The organism is Bacillus sonorensis NBRC 101234 = KCTC 13918 (genome assembly GCF_001592005.1).
GTDB classification, from domain to species: domain Bacteria; phylum Bacillota; class Bacilli; order Bacillales; family Bacillaceae; genus Bacillus; species Bacillus sonorensis.
Window position 1 is genome coordinate 90122 of sequence record NZ_BCVZ01000015.1, and the last position, 17518, is coordinate 107639.

General features: G+C 48.0%; 17 protein-coding genes and 1 tRNA gene. 4 read left to right on the forward strand and 14 right to left on the reverse strand.

The features are described 5' to 3' along the window. Positions 1-37 precede the first annotated feature (37 nt). Both BTR1S_RS22115 and BTR1S_RS15660 read left to right on the forward strand, forming a co-directional pair. On the forward strand, positions 38-199 hold the full coding sequence (locus BTR1S_RS22115) for a DUF1540 domain-containing protein (RefSeq protein ID WP_006636067.1): 162 nt from the start codon (positions 38-40) through the stop codon (positions 197-199). Positions 200-226: 27 nt separating this feature from the next. After that, positions 227-418, forward strand: a complete 192-nt coding sequence (locus BTR1S_RS15660) for a hypothetical protein (protein WP_029419211.1) — start codon at positions 227-229, stop codon at positions 416-418. A 164-nt stretch (positions 419-582) separates the two neighbouring features. Here the strand turns inward: BTR1S_RS15660 and BTR1S_RS15665 are convergent, their stop codons facing one another. The 13 genes from BTR1S_RS15665 to BTR1S_RS15725 all read right to left on the reverse strand — a co-directional run bounded on the left by BTR1S_RS15665 (position 583) and on the right by BTR1S_RS15725 (position 15079). Then, entirely contained in the window at positions 583-1926 is a 1344-nt protein-coding gene (locus BTR1S_RS15665; RefSeq protein ID WP_006636065.1) for an MmgE/PrpD family protein, read from the reverse strand. After that, the gene (locus tag BTR1S_RS15670; RefSeq protein WP_006636064.1) at positions 1923-3074 is read right to left on the reverse strand and encodes a M20 peptidase aminoacylase family protein; all 1152 of its coding nucleotides are present in this window, start codon (positions 3072-3074) and stop codon (positions 1923-1925) included. The genes BTR1S_RS15665 and BTR1S_RS15670 overlap by 4 nt, the downstream gene beginning before the upstream one ends. Positions 3075-3089: 15 nt before the next feature. Beyond that, entirely contained in the window at positions 3090-3839 is a 750-nt protein-coding gene (locus BTR1S_RS15675; RefSeq protein WP_029419212.1) for an amino acid ABC transporter ATP-binding protein, read from the reverse strand. Positions 3840-3851: 12 nt separating this feature from the next. Then, positions 3852-4526: an amino acid ABC transporter permease gene (locus tag BTR1S_RS15680; protein WP_006636062.1), complete on the reverse strand. Its 675-nt coding sequence runs from the start codon at positions 4524-4526 to the stop codon at positions 3852-3854. A gap of 21 nt (positions 4527-4547) precedes the next feature. Beyond that, positions 4548-5342, reverse strand: coding sequence for an amino acid ABC transporter substrate-binding protein (locus tag BTR1S_RS15685; protein ID WP_006636061.1), 795 nt, complete (start codon positions 5340-5342; stop codon positions 4548-4550). After that, positions 5342-5863: a GNAT family N-acetyltransferase gene (locus BTR1S_RS15690; RefSeq protein WP_006636060.1), complete on the reverse strand. Its 522-nt coding sequence runs from the start codon at positions 5861-5863 to the stop codon at positions 5342-5344. The genes BTR1S_RS15685 and BTR1S_RS15690 overlap by 1 nt, the downstream gene beginning before the upstream one ends. Before the next feature lie 18 nt (positions 5864-5881). Then, on the reverse strand, positions 5882-7210 hold the full coding sequence (locus tag BTR1S_RS15695; protein ID WP_029419213.1) for an LLM class flavin-dependent oxidoreductase: 1329 nt from the start codon (positions 7208-7210) through the stop codon (positions 5882-5884). 431 nt (positions 7211-7641) lie between these two features. Next, positions 7642-8751: an o-succinylbenzoate synthase gene (gene menC / locus BTR1S_RS15700; RefSeq protein WP_006636058.1), complete on the reverse strand. Its 1110-nt coding sequence runs from the start codon at positions 8749-8751 to the stop codon at positions 7642-7644. Between the two features lie 12 nt (positions 8752-8763). Next, entirely contained in the window at positions 8764-10200 is a 1437-nt protein-coding gene (locus tag BTR1S_RS15705) for an o-succinylbenzoate--CoA ligase (protein WP_029419214.1), read from the reverse strand. Positions 10201-10278: 78 nt separating this feature from the next. Beyond that, complete coding sequence (gene menB, locus BTR1S_RS15710; protein WP_006636056.1) at positions 10279-11097, reverse strand: 1,4-dihydroxy-2-naphthoyl-CoA synthase; 819 nt, start codon at positions 11095-11097, stop codon at positions 10279-10281. Between the two features lie 12 nt (positions 11098-11109). Further along, positions 11110-11931 carry a 2-succinyl-6-hydroxy-2,4-cyclohexadiene-1-carboxylate synthase gene (gene menH, locus BTR1S_RS15715; RefSeq protein ID WP_029419215.1) on the reverse strand — a complete coding sequence of 274 codons (822 nt, stop codon included), beginning with the start codon at positions 11929-11931 and terminating at the stop codon, positions 11110-11112. Beyond that, positions 11913-13658 (reverse strand): 2-succinyl-5-enolpyruvyl-6-hydroxy-3-cyclohexene-1-carboxylic-acid synthase, encoded by a 1746-nt coding sequence (gene menD / locus BTR1S_RS15720; protein WP_029419216.1) that lies wholly within the window; start codon positions 13656-13658, stop codon positions 11913-11915. Before menD ends, menH begins: the two co-directional genes overlap by 19 nt. After that, entirely contained in the window at positions 13655-15079 is a 1425-nt protein-coding gene (locus tag BTR1S_RS15725; protein WP_006636053.1) for an isochorismate synthase, read from the reverse strand. Before BTR1S_RS15725 ends, menD begins: the two co-directional genes overlap by 4 nt. Before the next feature lie 266 nt (positions 15080-15345). Between BTR1S_RS15725 and BTR1S_RS15730 the strand changes: the two genes are divergently transcribed. Together BTR1S_RS15730 and BTR1S_RS15735 are read left to right on the forward strand one after the other, a co-directional pair. Then, positions 15346-16281: a 1,4-dihydroxy-2-naphthoate polyprenyltransferase gene (locus BTR1S_RS15730; protein ID WP_006636052.1), complete on the forward strand. Its 936-nt coding sequence runs from the start codon at positions 15346-15348 to the stop codon at positions 16279-16281. A gap of 105 nt (positions 16282-16386) precedes the next feature. Next, a complete protein-coding gene (locus tag BTR1S_RS15735; RefSeq protein WP_006636051.1) occupies positions 16387-17139 on the forward strand; it encodes a TraR/DksA C4-type zinc finger protein in 753 nt (250 codons plus the stop codon). 293 nt (positions 17140-17432) lie between these two features. Here the strand turns inward: BTR1S_RS15735 and BTR1S_RS15740 are convergent. Then, positions 17433-17504, reverse strand: a tRNA-Glu gene (locus tag BTR1S_RS15740). Positions 17505-17518: the final 14 nt, after the last annotated feature.

Below are 17518 nucleotides of genomic sequence, written 5' to 3' on the forward strand. Positions count from 1 at the left end.
AAAGTCGTACAATATTTTTAAGGGGGGCCAATCATAAATGGAACAAAAAATACTGTGTGAAGTCAGCAACTGCACGTACTGGGATAAAGGAAACAAATGTACGGCTGATGCCATTTATGTCGTAAGCCATGCCGAAGGTGAAAAAGCTTCAAAAAGCGAAGAAACAGACTGTAAAACATTCAAACCTGAACACCACTAGACAAAAGTTTTGAAGGAGGAACAGGTCATGAACAGAGAGTCGCTGCTAAAGGCTTTTTATCAGGAAATACAAGGAGCCGATGAAACCTCTTTTCAAAAGGCCGCCCGCTCCTTCATGAACTTATGGGATTATGAATACGGGTGTCTCGACGATTTGCCTGATCAGGCCGACCGGCTGATCGGACAGACTGTGCACGAGAACCTGCTTTTGCGGGACTGAAGGTCAAGCTGTCATAAAGACGGCCTGAAAGCTTGTCGATCAAGCCGGGGAAAACCGGCTTGCCGGCAAGCTTTTTTTAAGAAAAAAACACGAAACAAACAGCGTTCTTGCTGCCAGTTTAGTGCCTATGACTTCAGGAACGGCGTATGCCAGAGGGTAAAACTTCATAGCTGCGATAAAAATTGCTGAATGCCGATTTGTTCAATCGCAAAAAGCAAGTGGTCCGCTTTTCGTTCATCAGCATAAAGCGCAAGTTTCAGCTTTTCTCTAATTTCTTTTTCCGATAATTCATTGCCCGGGGCTCCCCTCGGGCAATCGACACGGGCTTCACATACACGCCCGTCTGTAAGAAATGCGCGGACAATGGTGAACCGGCCTTTCGGCACAGCTTCCGGAGCCGGGCGAATCCCAGCGTCATATACACGATGAATCCGCGGCAGAACATCGCGGATGCTGCTTGGGATCGGCTTATGGGTGAAGCGGTCTGCCGTCAGTTCCTGTCCATTCAAGGCAAGGGCGATCACGTATTCCACGCTGAAGCGCCCTTCTTCTCCTGTTGCCGGCCGCCTTTCCGTTAAAGCTGCGTCTCCCTCCGGAGGAAAGACGACTTCAATTCGTTCCGTATTGCCGGCTCGAACGCCATGCTCGTCGATAAGCTTGAGAATCGCATCTGCCGCATGGTGTGCGGCAGAGCAGAATGGATACACTTTAAACCACAGTCCCGGATGAACGATTCTCCATGATGTGCCCCACTCTCTTAACAGTACTTTTTCCGCCTTTTCCAAATCGCCGTAAAGACTGAAGAAACCAAGTTCGCCATCAAGAGCGGCGTTAGAGCCGCCGAAGCCGGCCTGAGCCAGTTTGACGGCGAATAATCCGGATTGAGCGGCTAAGCCGGCGTGCAGCGGTTTCATCTCTGTACCAAACTGCACCCGCATTCCCGCCGATTGAGAGGCGGCAAAACCGATCGCCTTTTCAAGCTCTTCCTCAGACAGGTTCTCTGCATAGCCTGCCGCGCAGGCCGCGGCAATGGCCCCCAGCGTCCCCGTGTTGTGCCATCCTTTTTCATAGTGACGGCTGCCAATCGACTCACCCAGCCTTGCCATGACTTCTACACCCAAAATATATGCGCCGAAAAAACGATCATCCTCCCGGCGGGCCGCCGCAGAAGAAATAAGCGCGGGCAAAATGACCGCGCTTGGGTGCCCTCTTACATCGGAATGGACATCGTCAAAATCAAGCGCATGTGCCATAAACCCATTGAGCAGCGCAGCTTGTAAGGGAGATGCTTTTTTTCCCTGGCCGATAAGGGGAACGATCGGCTCTCCGCCTTCTGTCTCGATCAGCTGCAGCAGTTTTTGAATACCGCCGTCATGTCTTCCCGCAAATGATGCGGCTGTAAAATCGAGAAGTCCTTTTTTCGCTTCATGCATCGCTTCGGCTGAATCCTCGGGACGCGACGATACGATGGCGCGGGCGAGACCTTTTGTCAGCTCCAGTCCAATCATTTGACCGTCTCCAGCGCAATAACAGCCAGCTCGGCAAAATAGCGGGCGGCCACTATCAAAGCCTCTTCATCCAATGTGAATGCCGGATGGTGCCATTCCTCCGTCCCGCTGGTTCCCATCCATACAAAAAAGCCCGGAATGTTTTCCTGGTAAAGAGCGAAGTCTTCTCCCCCGGGAGACTGTTCAGCCGGAACCGTTTGATAGCCGAGGCGGGTCGCAGCTTCTGAAGCCGCACGCAAAAATCGTCCGTCATTTTGAACGGAAGGCAAATAGGGAAACCAGCGGAATTCAGCCTGCGCTCCGAAGCCCGCAGCTATTCCTTCTGCCATTCGTTCCATATGCTTCGGAACGGCCTCTCTTGCTTCTTTTTGAAACGTGCGGACGGTGCCTTCCATTCCCACCTGATCGGGGATCACGTTCCACGAGCTTCCTCCCTGTATTCTTGTAATGCTGACAACCGCGTTTTGCAGCGAGCTGATATTGCGGCTGACGACTGATTGCAAGCCGCTGACGATTTGCCCTGCGGCAGCGATCGGGTCGATGCTGTTGTTCGGAATGCCGGCGTGTCCGCCTTTTCCTCTAACAAGGATCTCAAAACGGTCGACGCTCGCCATTAAGGCGCCCTCCTTCAGGCCGATTGTGCCGACCGGCAAATCAGGTTTATTGTGCATGCCAAAAATAGCAGAAACGCCGTCCAATCCACCCGCTTCAATAACCATCCGCGCTCCTGCGGCAATTTCCTCCGCAGGCTGAAAAATGAAGCGGACCGTACCTTTTAATTCTTTTTTTCTTCTGTTCAGCAAAATGGCTGTGCCAATGATTGATGCTGTATGAAAATCGTGCCCGCACGCATGCATCGTTCCCTCGGTTTTAGAAGCAAACGGAAGACCCGTCTGCTCCTGAATCGGAAGAGCGTCTATATCGGCCCTCAACGCAATAACCGGGCCTTCCTCCCGCCCTTTGATTTCTGCAACTACACCTGTTTCAAGCTTCGGAGTGTCCAGTATTGCAATGTTTTCTTCTTCCAGCCAGCGGCGGATTTTTTTCGTCGTTTCAAATTCCTGGAACGACAGCTCAGGATGTTCATGAAGTTCACGTCGCATGCTCACTAAACGTGTATGCAGCGCTTTATTATACTCCTCGGACATTCCTCTTCATCCCTTCTATATCAGTTCAGCAGGTTCTCCCACCTGCTTGATAAACTTTTTCGTCCGTTCGTTTTGCGGATGATCAAACAGTTCTTCCGGCGTTCCCTGCTCGATGATATGGCCGTCTGCCATAAATATCACCTTATCTGCGACTTCTTTGGCAAACGCCATTTCATGAGTGACGATGATCATTGTCGTTTGTTTTTCCGCAATGGATTTGATGACTTGAAGCACACCCGTAACAAGCTCCGGGTCCAGCGCCGAAGTCGGCTCATCAAGCAAAATCGCGTGCGGATCGACAGCAAGCGCCCGGGCAATGCCGATTCTCTGCTGCTGCCCGCCGGACATCGTAACCGGATAGCTGTCTGCCTTATGTTCCAAGCCGACTTGCTTCAAAATCTCCATACCGATCCGGTTCGCTTCTTCACGCGGCTTTTTTTGTGCGACGATCAAAGCTTCTGTAATGTTTTGTATAGCGGTTTTATTTTTAAACAAGTTGTAATTTTGGAACACCATGGCGGTTTGCTGGCGAAGCCGGTAAGCTTCTTTACGCGTATAATTTTCGGCGTTCAATTTGGTTTCTCCAATTTCGATAATGCCTTGATCCGGACGTTCCAAAAGATTCAGACAGCGGAGCAGCGTCGATTTTCCGGATCCGGACGGGCCGATGATCGCCACTACTTCTCCTCGCTTGACTTCAAGGTCTATCCCATCCAGTACGACGAGATCTTTAAACGCTTTGCGGATATTTTTCACTTTTATCAACTGATTTCACCTCTAAGTCCGGTATGGCTTGCTGATGGCGCGTTCAAACAGATCCTGCAAGATGCTGTAGATAATCGTCAGAGCCCAGTAAACAATCGCAACCGCCATATAGGTTTCAAAGTATTTCAAATTGCCTGATGCATACATCTTCCCCTGGGCAAACATCTCCATCACTCCTAAAGTAAATGCTAATGAGGTTTCTTTTAGGAGCCCGATAAACGTGTTGCCGGTTGCCGGTATCGCGTTTCTGGCCGCTTGCGGAAGGATGATCCGTCTGTACGCCTGCAGCTTTGTCATCCCGACTGACAAGCACGCCTCAAGCTGCCCTTCATCAACCGAGTTTAGGGCGGCGCGGAAAATTTCCGCTAAATAGGCGGCGTTTTTTAGGCTTAAACCGATGATGGCGGCTGTTAAAGCCGTCATTTTGCTCATCTCCGGAAACAGCTGCGGCAAGCCGTAGTAAATTAAGAAAAGCTGCACAAGCGTCGGCACGCCGCGAAAGAATGAAATATAGACCTTCGACAGCTGATGAAGCACAGGAATATGGTTTTTTGTAATAAGTGCAAGAACAAGTCCCCCGATGATCGCAAAGATCATAGCGGCCACAGCCATGAACAAGGTGATCGGCAGGGCTTGAATCAAGGCCGGGAATGCAGAAATCATAAATCCCCAATCAATCGTATTCATTTTTGTGTTTCACCGCCGTTCTCAATACTTCTTCTCCACTGTTATATCTTCTTTAAAATATTTTTCTGAAAGCTTTTTCAGCGTTCCGTCCTTACGCAGTTCATCCAGTGCTTTATCCACCTTTTGGCGGAGTTTGTCGTGCGCATCATCCTTTGGAAACGGGAATGCGACTTGCTCATAAACAATTGGATCTCCGGCAAGCTTCAGCGGCAGACCCGTTTTCTTAATTTGTGCGATCAGCACGCTTCTGCTGTTGACATAGGCGTCCACGCGTCCGTAAGCCACGTCCTTCAGCGTACCTTCCTGCGTTTCGTATGTTTTGATGTTGATTTTTTTATCAGGGTCTTTGCTTTCAAGGTTTTTCGCATGATTTGAACCGAGAACAGCCGCCACAGTCTTACCTTTAAGATCGTCTACTGATTGGATGTCATCGTTGTCTTTTTTTACAACAATCTGTGTTCCGGCATAAGAGTACGGCTTTGTGAAATTGTACATTTGCTTGCGCTCGTCAGTGACCGCTACCTGATTCGAAATGGTATCAAGCTTTCCGGTTTGAAGCTCTCCCATCAGTCCGCTGAATTCAAGGAGCTTCCATTCCAGTTTCATATCAAGCTTTTTCGCTACGGCCGTCATCACTTCAACATCAAAACCTGTCAGCTTTCCGTTTTCTTTATATGCGAACGGATAGCTCTGTCCGGTCGCGCCGACATGAAGTACCTTATCATCTTGATCAGCGCTGCTGTTGCCATTTCCGCAAGCCGATAGTATTGCGATTAATGCGGCAACCAGCAGAACAGTCCATTTTTTCATTTTCATCATGATTTCCCCGCCTTTTTATGTGATAGATCAGTCCGTATTTCTTTTTTCATATAAACCGTCATGTGTCCTTTGCCAAGGTCTTGTTCCCCTGTGCGGACATATCCTTTTCTTTCATACATGTCGATCAGCCACGGATGCTTATCCGCCGTACCAAGCGATACGAACGGAACTTTTAGCGTGTCTCGGAGGACCGTTTGTTCGAGCCATTGAAGCAGCTCTGAACCTACACCTTTTTTTCCGGAAGCAGGATCAACAGCAAACCACCAGATATGTGGAACTCCGTATGGCCCCGGCTGCTGTCCCCACGGCATTCTTAATGAAATGGTCGCGATAATCCGCCCATCTTCTTCCATGACATAGCACGCATTTTTCCGGATATTGTTCAATACCAAATCCAGATCGGCATGTGCTGCTGCAAAATGAATGCCAAGCTTTCGAATCGGCTCATAGGCCCGCCTCGTCAACGCCAAAAGCTCTTTGGCATCATGTTCATTTGCCAGCCGGTACTGTCGTTTCATCGTACGTACCTCCTCCTTTTATTTTTTTGAATAGCGGTTTGCCGGTTGTTCCAAACCGAAATGACCCCTTAATGTTGCGCCTTCATATTCTGTTCTGAATACTCCGCGTTCCTGCAAGATCGGAACGACCTTGTCAACGAACAGCTCAAGTCCCTCCGGAAGAAGCGGCGGCATGATATTAAACCCGTCACATGCTTTATGATCCACCCATTCCTGCATCTTGCCGGCCAGCTGCTCCGGGGTGCCGACAAAGATGTGGTGGCCTCTGGAGCCAGCAACGTATTGATAAAGCTCGCGTATTGTCATGTTATCTCGCTTGGCCATTTCTTGAACAAGCTTAAAGCGGCTTTTTACCGCATTTGAAGCCTCCGGATCCAATTCGGGCAGAGGACCGTCGAGCGGATATGCAGACAAGTCGATTCCGCCCAGATAATTTTGGAGAATTTGCAGGCCGACAGCTGGAATGATTAAATCCTGAAGTTCTTGATATTTAGCCTTCGCTTCTTCTTCGGTATCGGCGATCACTGGGAAAATGCCCGGCATAATCGCGATCTTCTCAGGGTCCCGGCCGAACCCGGCAGCCTGTTGTTTGATTGATTGATAAAATTCCTGAGCCGACTCTAAATGGTTTTGCGCCGTAAATATCACTTCAGCTGTTTTAGCGGCGAGCGCTTTTCCGTCCCCTGATGAGCCCGCTTGAATGATAACCGGCCGGCCTTGCGGGGTTCTTGCGACATTTAGAGGTCCGCGGACTGAAAAGTACTCCCCTTTATGGTTGAGCTCGTGCATTTTTTCTTGATCAAAAAACTCGCCTGTTTCCTTATCCCGGATAAAGGCATCTTCTTCCCAGGAATCCCATAGGCCTTTTACAACCTCTACAAATTCCTCGGCCCGCTGATAGCGCAGATGGTGTTCAAGGTGCTTCTCCCCGCTGAAATTCAGCGCAGTGGATTCAATGGAGGAGGTCACTACATTCCAGCCGGCGCGTCCGCCCGAAATGTGATCCAGTGAAGCAAACTGTCTGGCAATATGAAACGGTTCACTGTAAGTTGTCGAAGCAGTCGCTGCCAGTCCGATGCTAGATGTCACCTGCGCCAATGCGGCAAGCAAAGTGAACGGCTCGAATCTTGTTAACACATTGGGATGCGATTTGCTGTCTATCGACAGGCTGTCAGCTAGAAACAGCATATCCAGTTTGCCCCGCTCTGCTGTTTTGGCCAGCTCTTTGAAATAATCCAGATTCATGCTTGCATCTGCGGGAGCATCCGGATGCCGCCAAGATGCCACATGATGTCCTGTTCCCGCAAGGAACACGCCTAATTTGATTTGTTTTTTTTCGTTTGTCATGACGTTTTCTCCTTTTATCATCATTTTGGGCTGCAAATATCCGAAAAAATTAATCTCTTTATTCCTAGATATTTAATATGAATAAATCAAAATTTACATTTGTGTCGAAAGTTTGTCAATAAATTTAGACTATTTTTTTATTTTAAAATGAAAAAATGATGTGGATTGAAGAATGGTCTGATGGATGAAACAGCGGTATCTATCGATGTAAATTAATAAAAAAGATGGCGCCAATAGCCCGTCTTTATCGTTGTCTGGTTGATAAAAAACGGGCTATTTTTCAAAGGGGGCCCTGAGGGACATCCTCTGCATATAAAAAACCGGCTTTGTCAGAGCCGGTCCAAACGAGAAGGGATAATGTACAGCTTCAATATACAGGAAGGGGGCGGGGAAAACAAATCTCGAAAATACAAAAATCCCCCTTATTTATTTCAATTTTTAAAAACATCCATTTTGACTGAATGTTTTCTTAAAATATTCCCATCAACTTCAAACCCCATGCCGGGCCTGTCCGGCACTTTGATAAACCCGTTGTTAATCCGGATTTCCGGTTTCACGATATCCTCTTCCCAGTAGCGGGAAGACGACGAAATGTCCCCTGGGATCAAAAATTGGGGCAGAGAGCTGAGCGCGATATTATGCGCTCTGGAAATGCCTGTTTCAAACATGCCGCCGCACCAGACAGGCATGTTATGCTTTTTGCAAAGATCATGAATTTTCAGCGCTTCTGTCAAACCGCCGACCCTTGACGGTTTGATATTGATGATTTTGCAGCTGCCGAGCTCAATTGCTTTTCTCGCATCATCAGCGGAGCGTATGCTTTCATCAAGGCAAATTGAGGTTTTAATATGCTTTTGCAAATGGCGGTGATCAACAATATCATCATCATCAAGCGGCTGTTCAATCATCATGAGCTTGAATTCGTCAAGTTCCTTGATCCGGCTGATATCTTTTAGTTCATAGGAAGAATTTGCATCAGCCATCAGCGGCACCCTCGGAAAATGCCTGCGGATTTCTTTTAACAGTTCGATATCCTGTCCAGGCTGAATTTTAAGTTTTATTCTTTGATATCCTTCTTTTACATATTGATCTATTTCCTGGAGCATGTCATCTAACGGCGCAAGCCCGACGACAACCCCGGCGGGAACCTCCTGTTTGACTCCCCCGAGGGCTTTGCTTAAAGAAATGCCGTTGATCTGAGCGTAAATGTCCCAAAACGCGGCTTCAAGCCCTGCTTTGGCCATCCTGTTGCCCTTATAACCGCGAAGTGTTTCAGGAATTTGCGATGGATGTGCGAATGATTCGCGAAGCACAGCCGGGATAAAAAAATCTTTGAGCATGTGGTAGCATGTCTCAGTTGTCTCTTCCGTGTACCAGGGAGATGAAAAAGCTGAAACTTCCCCCCAGCCTGTCACACCGTTTTTGTCTTCGGCTTCTATAATGATAAATTTTCGTTCCTGAAAGGTTTCCAAACTTGATGTAAAGGGCTTTTTCAACCACATGCTGAGGTGGTACAATGTCAGCTGTCTGATTTGAATCATGGCGATCTCCTTCTACAGTTTGTGTCTCATCAATTTATTCGAGGCATTGCGCGGCAACTGCCCGACAAAATGAAAAGCTTTCGGAACTTTATATGCAGCGAGCCGTTCTCTGCAGTAGCGGATCAATTCCTGTTCATCAACAGGCTCATGGACGACAAGATAGGCGTGGGGAACCTTTCCCCATGTCTCGTCATCAGCTCCCTTCACACCCGCTTCATCTATGGACGGGTGCGCCATGAGCACCGCTTCAACTTCGGCCGGATAGATATTTTCCCCGCCTGAGATAATTAAGTCAGACCGTCTGTCCAGCACATATAAAAACCCGTCATCGTCAAAATACCCGATATCGCCGGTTCTAAACCAGCCATCATTGAACGACTTTTTGTTTGCCGCTTTATTCTTTAAATAGCCTTTCATGACAGTCGGCCCTTTCACGGTGATTTCACCATGCTCGCCTGCTTTAGCAGCCGCTCCGTTTTTTTCAATTCTGATGCTTGAAGCGAAAAGCGGCTTTCCGGCTGATCCAAGCTTTTGGATGCTGTGTTCAGGTGCTAGCGTCGCAATTTGCGAGCATGTTTCAGTCATCCCGTACGACTGGACGACAGGCAGCCGCTTCCGTTTGCACTCTTCAAGCAACGCGTAAGGGGCGGGCCCACCCCCAAGCAAAAGGCATCTCAACGATTCTGGGCAGCTTTTCACACGTGCGGCCAGCCGGGAAAGCGTCGTCTGGACGACAGATATAATCGTGACCTGATGATCATCGATCGAACGAAGAACATCGTCTGCGTCAAATTTTTGGTGAAGCACAACGGTCATTCCATAAATGACGGATTTAAATAAGGCTGACAGCCCGCTGATATGAAAGAGCGGCAGAGCGATCAGCCACCGTTCATTCTCCGCAAGCCCCAAATTCAAAGCTGAGGAAACCGCGCTGAAATAATGGTTGGCAAATGTTTGCATAACCCCTTTCGGCCGCCCGGTCGTACCCGATGTATACATGATGGTGGCTGTATCATCCAAATGGATGTCCGCCGGTTTTAAAAGCGGATCGGCCTTTATGTTCAGGACTTCTTCTATTTCAATCGTCCGGACAGAAGGGCTTTCCTTATGCTCTTCGGCAAAGGGCTGTTCCGTAATCAACAGCTTGGCCTCCGAATGTTCAATTTGATACATTCTTTCCGCAGTTGACAGCTTCGTATTCAGTAAAACGATCCTGACACCGAGAAATATGCAAGCGTGGACCGCAATGACCATCTCCATCCGGTTTGTTAACAGTAATGCAGCAGTATCCCCTTTTCCGATGGAACAGCTGTTCAGCTGTGCGGCCATTTTTTTCGTTTTTTTATACAAATCCAGAAAGGTCAGCTGCTGTTTTTCCTGAATCACAGCCAGCCTGTCGGGTGTGAGTTCTGCACGCTGTGCAAGCCAGTTCGGCTGGTCCATTAACATGTCATCATCTCCACAGAAAATGTCTCGGGTGATAAAAGAAAACAGCTCAGTAGCACCAAGCTGTTTCTTTTATCTTTCTTAAGGAAAACGAGGGAACTGTCCAAAGTCAGGACGGCGTTTTTCTTTAAACGCGTCACGGCCCTCTTTCGCCTCATCTGTCGTGTAGTAAAGGAGCGTCGCATCTCCGGCAAATTGCTGGATGCCCGCAAGTCCGTCCGTATCGGCGTTGAATGCCGCTTTAAGGAACCTAAGCGCAGTCGGACTTTTCTCAAGCATTTCCTCACACCACTTAATCGTTTCTTCTTCAAGCTTCTCAAGCGGAACAACCGTGTTGACAAGGCCCATTTCCAGCGCATCCTGAGCGTTGTATTGACGGCACAGATACCAGATTTCGCGGGCTTTTTTATGTCCGACGATCCGCGCTAAATAGCCTGAACCGTATCCTGCATCAAAGCTGCCCACTTTCGGCCCGGTTTGTCCGAAAATCGCATTGTCCGCGGCAATTGTCAAGTCGCATACGATATGCAGCACATGGCCTCCGCCGATCGCATATCCTGAAACCATCGCAACGACAGGCTTCGGAATCACGCGAATTAAACGCTGCAAATCAAGAACGTTCAAACGCGGAATTTGGTCTTCTCCCACATATCCGCCGTGTCCTCTAACCTTTTGGTCCCCGCCTGAACAAAACGCCTTGTCTCCGGCGCCGGCCAGGATAATCACGCCGATATCCGCATCATCCCTTGCATAGGCAAATGCATCGATAAGCTCAGTAACGGTTTTCGGTCGAAACGCGTTATGTACTTCGGGACGATTGATCGTAATTTTTGCAATACCGTTGTATGTTTCATATAAAATGTCTTCATATTGACGTTCGCTTTTCCATTCTACAGTCATGTACGTGACCTCCTACATTAAAATAAATTCACTTACTATTTTACCAAAAAAATCGGGTGCTTCCACATGAACCGCATGTCCCGTTTGTTCAGCGATGACAAGGCGGCTGCCCGGAATTTTCCGGTACATGCTCTGATTGATCGCGACAAATTTCTGGTCAAGGCCGCCGGCGATGAGAAGGACGGGATATGTGATCTCATCCAGCTTGTCCCACCATGACGGCTGTGAACCGGTCCCCATCCCGGCCAGACTGCCCGCAAGGCCGAGCGGATTATTGCTCAGACGCTCTTCACGGATTTTCTTTCTTACCGGTTCGTCAAGCGACAGCTGGGAAGCAAACAGCGGTATAGCCTCCCAATAATCGACGAACGATTCGACCCCTTCATTTATAATCCTCTCGCCGAGCCGGCAATCATGAATGATGCGGCTTTTTCTTTCTTCCTGCGTCTGAAGCCCCGGGGAGCTGCTTTCCAGCACAAGACCCGCCACGCGGCCCGGATGTGTCATCCCAAATGAGAGAGCAAGCCTTCCTCCCATTGAATATCCGACCAAGTAAACGGTTTTCAGCTTCAATTGCTCAAAAATCTCCACAAGATCGGCGATTTGTTCTTCTGTCGTATAACGACGTTTATCAGGGGGCGAATCGGTTTGACCGTGTCCCAGCAAATTCAATTTGATGACACGGACGCCTTGCAAATGTTCGTCAATGCCGTCCCATGTGTTGGCGCTCCCAGTAAATCCGTGCAGAAAAACAGCCGTTTTTTCAGCAGCTGTTCCGCTGTCTTCCACCTCATATTGAACACCGTCACGCAATGTCAGTCGCAAAACGGCCACTCCCTTTTCAAGTCATCGAGCACCTTGTCAAGCAGCCGGCGATGGAGCTGAACACGGCTCTTGCGTTTTGTTTTCACTTCGATGATATCAAGCCCGCTGCGGTTGACAGCAGACAGGTAGGCATCTGCGAAATGTGCGGAAGACTCTGGACAGATGTAGCGTCCTCCATACAATTTTGCAGCATGTTCAAATTCCAGCCCGGTCGGCGTCCCAAACAATTGTTCAAAATACCGTTCTTCAGCAGACTGGGGAAGAAATGAGAAAATCCCTCCCCCGTCATTATTGACGAGGATGACCGTCAACGGAATGTCCAGCGTCTTAGTAACCAATAAGCCGTTTAAATCATGATAAAATGATAAATCCCCAATCACGAGCGTCACCGGCTTCTTTGTGGCTGCATATATGCCAAGCGCTGTGGAAACGACCCCGTCAATTCCGTTTGCCCCCCTGTTGGCCAAGATCCGGAAAGACCGGTCCTGATTTTCAAAAAAAGTGTCAACATCGCGAATCGGCATGCTGTTTCCGACGAAAAGGGAGCTGTTGTCCGGAATGAAATGCTGCAGGTTGCGGTACACATTTCCTTCAAATGTAAGATCCTCAACTTCAAGATTTCTTAAATGATGACGAAATCGGCTGCCTGCAAACCTCCATTTTTCAAGCCATTGTTCCGATCTTTTTTCAGAAATTGAAACAGCCGCGGCTTCTGCGAATTCCTGCTCTGTACAGTGGAGCATATAGCTGCCGCGATGTGTCGGGTCGCGCCAGCTGCCATCGGGATCGACGATGATTTGTTCGATTGCCGGATGTTGTTTTAATAGCTGGAACAGCGGTTTTGAAACCGGCATCGGGCCAAACCGGATAACAAGCTTTGGCATGAGCAAACCTTTCAGCTCTTCATCTTTTAACAACGAATCATAAGAATCAATCACCGATTCCTTTGAATGCCCGCCATTTCTCAGATTTGACAGCGGATCAGCCAAAATCGGATATCCCGTTGTTTCTGAAAGCGATAAAATATGGCGCTTCACATCTTCATTCAGAAGCTCTCCGCAAACAATCACGCCTTCTTCCGTGTTCCTGATCAGAGCCATCAATGATTCAAGAGCTTGTTGATCAGCTGCGGCACGGCCGTTTGCCACCGACACATGGCGGCTTGTTTCCGTTCTTTGAAAAGGCTCATCATCAAGGTTAGGCATGAGCGGCTCTCTTAACGGAAAATTAATGTGCACCGGCCCGTTCGGCGCTTTTGACGCTTCTCCGACGGCACGGCTGGCCACCGTGCGGATGTATGCCAGCATATCAGGATGCGCATCAGGCAGAGCCGAGTCTGTGAAATACTTAACAAAGTTGCCGAATAAGAATTGCTGATCAATCGCCTGAGGTGCTCCTACTTCCCGAAGCTCATGCGGCCGATCAGCCGTTAAGACAATCAGCGGTATTCTGGAATAATGAGCTTCAACAACCGCCGGGTAAAAATTCGCGGCTGCCGTTCCCGACGTACAGATCAATGCAACGGGATTTCGTTTCGCTTTTGCCATCCCCAATGCAAAATATCCTGCCGATCTTTCATCAACATGGACATGAATGTTCATATCCGGATGGGCTGCCGCCAGAATCGCAAGGGGCGTCGATCTTGACCCCGGGCAGATGACAGCTTCGGTCACGCCTGCAAGTGAAAGCTCATCAATAAAGTTGCCTATATATTTTGTAATCGGATTTTCTGTCAAAGGGTATCGCCTCCAAGTGCGGACAGCATAGGCTTCAGTTTTATTTGCGTTTCCTCGTATTCCAGCATTGGATCAGAATCAGCGACAATTCCGCAGCCTGCAAAAAGTCTCGCCTCATTTGAATCGATCAACCCGGAGCGTATCGCAACGGCAAATTCCCCGTTGCCGCCGAAGTCGACCCATCCAGCCGGAGCCGCATACCATCCTCTAGACATCGGTTCAATGTTTCTGATAACCTCGACCGCTTTTTGCTGCGGAGCACCTCCGAGAGCCGGAGTTGGATGCAGTTCCTCAATTAAATCAAAGAGCGACGCATCATCATTCATTTGGCCGACGACAGGGGTATATAGATGCTGGACATTTTTTGTTTTGTACAGGCTCGGCTTCGCCGGCTTTTTGACGTGGCTGCAATTTGCCAGAAACGCCTGGTTTATCATGTTGACCACGATGTCGTGCTCAATGAGGTTTTTCTCATCATTTAACAGTTCAAGCCCAAGCATTCTGTCTTCCTGCTCGGTCCGGCCTCTTTTGATCGAACCCGCCAGGCATGTGGACAGCACCTTGTTCCCGTCTTTTTTAATCAGCCGTTCTGGGGAAGCGCCGACAAAGCTTGTACCGTTTTCTTCGATGGCGAAAATATAGCTCGTCTTTTGCTCAGACATGAGCTTGGATAATACGTTATGAAGCCGGACAGGCTCATGAAACCTCAGGAGGATTTCTCTGGCCAGGACGATTTTATCATATTTTCCTTTTTTGATTTCGCCAGTCGCATGGCGAATCGCATCAAGCCACTCCGAAACATGCAATTCTTCTTTCGCTTCTATCTGTACGTGCTGCTTTTCATCTTCCCTGAAAGCGTTGACGTTTGCCAGCTCTGGAACAGAAGCCTTTAGATCTTCCAGGACCTTTCGTCCATCCTCATCAGAAGATGTCCATTTGTTCACCGTGATAAATGCTTCATCTTCGGCTTTCGTCAGCATAACGGAAGGAACAAAAAAAGCGCCTTCCGGATAATAGCTCCAATGCTGTTCTCTTTCTTCCAATGGATCAAAAGAAAAGCCGCCGAACAGCAAAGGCCCCACTGCCGTTTGATGAAGGCTGTCGCCTTCATGGAAGTGATAGGCTCTTTCTTTTAAACGCTCCCATTGTTCATATATGTCCCGATAACGGCCGGCATCCTTTTGGCTTGTCGAAATCGATAATTCCTTTCCCAGACCGACAAGCGTCAGTTCGCCGTCGGGATCAGACCAAAAAAACCGTTTCCCGGCAAACGTTTTGTCACCGCTTTTAAAAAAGGAAAGGGCATCTATGTTTTTTATTTTTATGGAATAACTTATTAAAACAGCATGGTTGACTTTTTTGATGATATTTAATGCTTCAGGCGCTTCCCGCAGGAAAGTGCGCTGCACTGTTGCCACCATGATTACACTCCTCCAAAGTCCGTAAAATGCTTTTATAACCATACACCTGTGAACGATATGTGTCAACAAAACGACACTTTGTAAACAGACTCCTTTCTATTATAAACGTAATCAGCCGATTGAAAAAGACAAGGTGGTTTATTATTTTTCACTTGTTGTGTCACCGCTTTTTTTATAACAATATCACCCATTATATTGACACCTTTTTTAACTTTTTCTAAACTTAGTATGGACGTGTACGTATTAAAACTAAAGGAGTCAAACTTATGCAGCATCAATCACTTTCAGGGAGTGTTTCTGGAATAAAGCCGGATAAAAGCTGGCGCGTATGGTGGATGTTAACAAGACCGCATACACTGACAGCCGCATTTGTCCCTGTTACACTCGGGACGGTTCTGGCACTTGAAACAGGCCGGATCGACATTTGGCTGTTTTTAGCCATGCTTGTCGCCTCCATACTGATTCAAATCGGAACGAATTTGTTCAATGAATATTTCGATTTCGTCCGCGGGCTTGATAATGAGAACTCGGTCGGCATCGGAGGCGCCATTGTCCGCTACGGAATGAAGCCGAAAACGGTATTGTACCTGGCATACGGATTGTTCGCGGCCGCCGTGCTGCTCGGAATTTATATTTGCATATCTTCTAGCTGGTGGCTGGCGCTCATCGGGTTAATTTGCATGGCCGTCGGCTACCTTTACACTGGAGGTCCGCTTCCGATCTCATATACACCGTTTGGCGAAATCATGTCAGGCGTTTTTATGGGAATGATCATTATCCTCATCTCCTATTTTCTCCAGACCGGAGAACTGACGTGGAGCGTCTTTCTGGTCTCCCTTCCGATTACAATTTTGGTCGGGGGAATCAACCTGTCCAATAACATTCGCGATCTGGTCGGAGATAAAGAAAACGGGAGAAAAACGCTTCCTATTTTGGCGGGAAGAAAAAACGCCGTCCAGATTTTAAGCTGGGTGTTTATTGTTTCCTATGTGCTAATCGGGCTCTATGTCGCGTTAGGGATCCTCACGGTATGGAGCTTCCTTGTTCTGTTAAGCCTCCCGAAGCCGATAAAAGCGATTAAAGAATTCAAGGCAAAAGAAAAGCCGGCTGATCTGATGGTCGCCATGAAATCAACGGCCCAGACGAACACATTTTTCGGCCTGCTTTTGGCGCTTGCCCTCGTGATTCATTATTTTGTTTAAAAAGAGCCTTTAAGGCTCTTTTTTTTTGCTTTTTTTACAATGAAAGTTCTGTTTAAAATCGTTCATACTAAAAAGGCAGCACTTTTTAGAAACGAGGCGATGCATGTGCTAACAAGAGAACAGTTGTCAAAACTCGAAAAAGAGCTTAAAGCAGGCAAAGAACAAATTGTCAGCCGTTTTAAAGACAGCGGCCATTTTGGCATGGATGTCACATATCCTTTCAACTCAACGGGAGAGCTGTCCTCTTATGACAATCACCCCGGAGATGAAGGAACAGAGCTTTATGAACGTGAAAAGGATCTCGCCCTTTATGAGCATGAAAGGGAGCATTTGCACGATATCGAACATGCCCTTTCCCTCATTGAAAAAGGGACATACGGGCGCTGTGAGGTATGCGGAAAAGAGATTCCTTATGAAAGGCTGTCTGTGCTTCCTACGGCGACGACGTGCAGTGAACATTCTTCAACAGTATCCGTATCAAAGGATCGTCCAATTGAAGAAGAGGTATTAACCCCTCCGTTCGGGCGCTTTGAACTCGATGAAAATGATGAAAATGTTGCATATGATTCAGAAGACGCCTATCAGGATGTCGAACGCTACGGCAACTCTGAAACACCGCAGGATTTAGCAGTCCCGCCGCTGTCATACAGCCAGATGTACATGGAATATGAAGAACCTTTGGGGTATGTCGAAGATTACGAAAACTACGCTGCAACAGATATCACAGGCAAAGAGGTCACCGTCTATCCGACGATCGAGCATGAAAAATATGAGGAGCTTCTTGATGAAGAAGGCATTATGACCTCATTTGGAGATCTTCCGCCGGCTGAAAAAGAACCTTATACAGAGGATGACTAAGCCCCGGATTTGCGGGGCTTATCCTGATTTAGAGGCTGGTTCAATGCTGTGCCGCCGGTGTTTTTCGGACTTTAACAAACACGTAAGTCGGCTTCTTTTGGTTTTATTGTTCGTACGCTATTCCGGTGCCAGAAGCAAAACTTGGCTGCTTACTTGATCGTCAGTGACGAAAGCTGTTTTGACAAACGACATTATTTTTTTGTTGAGAAAAATTGACCGGAGTCTTGATGCGAAAAGAAGCGAAACAATACAAAAAACCCCTGTGCCTTTAAACACAGGGAAACTAAAAAAGATGACCCGTACGGGATTCGAACCCGTGTTACCGCCGTGAAAGGGCGGTGTCTTAACCACTTGACCAACGGGCCGTTTATGATGATCA

What these genes read in the sequence shown, in the direction of transcription:
- BTR1S_RS22115 (WP_006636067.1), top strand. Translation starts at nt 38, where the DNA reads ATGGAACAAAAAATACTGTGTGAAGTCAGCAACTGCACGTACTGGGAT.
- BTR1S_RS15660 (WP_029419211.1), top strand. Translation starts at nt 227, where the DNA reads ATGAACAGAGAGTCGCTGCTAAAGGCTTTTTATCAGGAAATACAAGGA.
- BTR1S_RS15665 (WP_006636065.1), bottom strand. Translation starts at nt 1,926, where the DNA reads ATGATTGGACTGGAGCTGACAAAAGGTCTCGCCCGCGCCATCGTATCG.
- BTR1S_RS15670 (WP_006636064.1), bottom strand. Translation starts at nt 3,074, where the DNA reads ATGTCCGAGGAGTATAATAAAGCGCTGCATACACGTTTAGTGAGCATG.
- BTR1S_RS15680 (WP_006636062.1), bottom strand. Translation starts at nt 4,526, where the DNA reads ATGAATACGATTGATTGGGGATTTATGATTTCTGCATTCCCGGCCTTG.
- BTR1S_RS15685 (WP_006636061.1), bottom strand. Translation starts at nt 5,342, where the DNA reads ATGAAAATGAAAAAATGGACTGTTCTGCTGGTTGCCGCATTAATCGCA.
- BTR1S_RS15690 (WP_006636060.1), bottom strand. Translation starts at nt 5,863, where the DNA reads ATGAAACGACAGTACCGGCTGGCAAATGAACATGATGCCAAAGAGCTT.
- BTR1S_RS15695 (WP_029419213.1), bottom strand. Translation starts at nt 7,210, where the DNA reads ATGACAAACGAAAAAAAACAAATCAAATTAGGCGTGTTCCTTGCGGGA.
- menC (WP_006636058.1), bottom strand. Translation starts at nt 8,751, where the DNA reads ATGATTCAAATCAGACAGCTGACATTGTACCACCTCAGCATGTGGTTG.
- BTR1S_RS15705 (WP_029419214.1), bottom strand. Translation starts at nt 10,200, where the DNA reads ATGTTAATGGACCAGCCGAACTGGCTTGCACAGCGTGCAGAACTCACA.
- menB (WP_006636056.1), bottom strand. Translation starts at nt 11,097, where the DNA reads ATGACTGTAGAATGGAAAAGCGAACGTCAATATGAAGACATTTTATAT.
- BTR1S_RS15725 (WP_006636053.1), bottom strand. Translation starts at nt 15,079, where the DNA reads ATGGTGGCAACAGTGCAGCGCACTTTCCTGCGGGAAGCGCCTGAAGCA.
- BTR1S_RS15730 (WP_006636052.1), top strand. Translation starts at nt 15,346, where the DNA reads ATGCAGCATCAATCACTTTCAGGGAGTGTTTCTGGAATAAAGCCGGAT.